The organism is Streptomyces colonosanans (genome assembly GCF_001866645.1).
In the GTDB taxonomy this organism is placed as follows: Bacteria; Actinomycetota; Actinomycetes; order Streptomycetales; family Streptomycetaceae; genus Streptomyces; species Streptomyces colonosanans.
In genome coordinates this window covers 1-2,501 of record NZ_MLYP01000151.1, presented here as the reverse complement: position 1 = coordinate 2,501, position 2,501 = coordinate 1, and the positions used below count along the sequence as shown (strand labels likewise).

The 2,501-nt window shown below is 63.7% G+C and carries 1 protein-coding gene; it reads right to left on the bottom strand.

Going from position 1 to position 2,501, the window contains the following annotated elements:
• The coding region (locus BIV24_RS30910; protein ID WP_143064715.1) for a condensation domain-containing protein at positions 1-2,501 on the bottom strand (2,501 nt) is incomplete at both ends.

Below are 2,501 nucleotides of genomic sequence, written 5' to 3'. Positions count from 1 at the left end.
CGGCTGTTCGCCACCGGACGACCAATCGACGGGAACAACGGCCATTTTTTAGCATCTCCCTCCAACGTGGCCGCCGTCACCACATGTGACTCCGTCGGACCGTAATAATTGTGCAATCGTCGGTCCGGCACCGTGGCGAAGAACTCCTGCACGGCTCCATGCACCGACAGCGCCTCACCCGCCTGCGCCACATCCCGCAGACACGGCAGCGAAACACCCAGCTCGGCGGCAGCTTCCACCACCGCCTCCACCATCGGATTCGGCGCGAACAGCTCCCCGACCCCGAAACGATCAAACCAACGCACCAGCTCCACAGGACTGCGCCGCACCTCGTCCCGAGGGACCACTAGCGTCTTCCCCGACCACAACGCCGAAAATATCTCCTGCGCCGCCGCATCAAATCCCAGCGCCGCGAACTGCCCCGTCCGCGCGCTGGGCCCGGCTGGCATTACCCGGCCATGCCACGCCAGCAAATTCGCCAGCGCTCCCGCCAGGAACACGACACCTTTGGGTAACCCGGTTGAACCCGACGTATACATCACATACACCGGATGACCGGCAAGCAGCACGCCACCCCGCTCACCAACCGACACATCCCCATCACCGAACCGCGCCACCACCCCGGCAAAACCAGTATCGTCCAGCACCACCGACGAAACCCCTGTCGGAACAACACCAACCGTCTCTGCCGATGCCAACACACACACTGCATCTGCGTCACCCAACATGAACGCGATCCGGTCCGCCGGGAATTCCGGATCCACCGGCAGATAAGCAGCACCAGTCTTCACGATCGCCAGGAGCCCCACAATGAGCTCCACCGAGCGCGGCAGCATCAATGCCACCACACGCTCCGGACCCGCACCCCGCTCAATCAGCAACCGCGCCAGCCGGTTAGCCCACGCATTCAACTTCGCATACGACACCTCGGCGTCCTCAAACACCACCGCCACCGCATCCGGAGACCGCCGCACCTGCTCCTCAAACAACACCGGCAGTGGCACCCACGGAACATCGACCACCGTGTCGTTCCACTCATTCACCAACCGGTGGTGTTCCTTCGCCGACAACACGTTGATCTCACCAACCGGCGTGTCAGCCTCATCCACTACCACGGTCAGCAACCGCTCGAACCAGCCTGCCAACCGCTCAACAGTCACACGGTCAAACACATCCAGCGCAAACTCGAACGAACCCACCAAACCACCTGGCAAACCGTCCACGCCCAGCTGCTCACGCAAGCTCAGCGACAGATCGAACTTTGCCGCCCCCCACTCTGCTGGCTCATCCGCCAAGGTCAGTCCCGGCAGGCTCATCTCGGCCTGCTCATTGTTCTGGAAAGCCAGCATTACCTGGAACAGCGGGTGCCGGGACATCGATCGGGCAGGGTTGATCACCTCAACCAGGTGTTCGAAGGGCACGTCCTGGTGGGCGAACGCTGCCAGGTCCGTCTCCCGCACCTGGTCGATCAGCTCGCGGAACGTGGGGTTGCCGGACAGATCAGTGCGCAGCACGAGGGTGTTGACAAAAAACCCGACCAGATCGTCCAGGGCTTCATCCGTCCGCCCGGCGACGGGAGTGCCGATCGGAATATCCGTCCCCGCGCCCAGGCGTGACAGCAACGCCGCAAATGCCGCCTGCACCACCATGAAAACGCTCACACCCGACTCAAGTGCAAGCTCCGCGATACGACGATGCAGCTCCGTATCGATGGCAATCGGCACGTTCTCGCCGCGGAACGTGACGGCAACTGGACGGGGCCGATCGAAGGGCAGCTCCAACTGCTCCGGCAAGTCAGCGAGTGCCTCTGTCCAGTAGGCGACCTGCTGGCTGAGCACGCTCGTCGGATCCGACTCATCCCCCAGCAGCTCACGCTGCCACAAGGTGTAGTCCGCGTACTGCACCGGCAGTGTGGTCCACTGCGGAGCCGTGCCCTCGCAGCGGGCCGCATACGCCGTAGCCACATCACGGGCCAGTGGCGCCATTGACCACCCATCGCCCGCAATGTGATGCAACACCACCACCAGCACATGTGTCTGCGTATTCACCGCAAACAAGCACGCTCTGATCGGCACATGCACGAGTAGATCGAAGCCGTACCCCGCCGCCTCGGCCAGCGCAGCAGGCAACCCGTCCTCGGAGATGTCGACCACGGGAAGGTCAAACGCCACCTCGTGCACACCTAGCACACGCTGACAGGGCGTGCCGTCTGCGCTCTCCGGGAAGACGGTGCGCAGGCTTTCATGCCGGCCCACCACATCCAAGAGGGCTGCGGTCAGGGCCTCGCGATCCAGAACACCGGTCAGGCGCAGCGCGATCGGCATGTTGTACGTCGATGCTTCCGTGCCTTCGAACCGGTTGAGGAACCACAGTCGGCGCTGCGCGAACGACAACGGCACCACCTCGGGACGCACCACCGGTACCAGCGCCGCCCGCGCACCCTCAGCACCCGCCAACCGCTCGCCCAGCATCATGACCGACGGCGCTTCGAACAGTGCGCG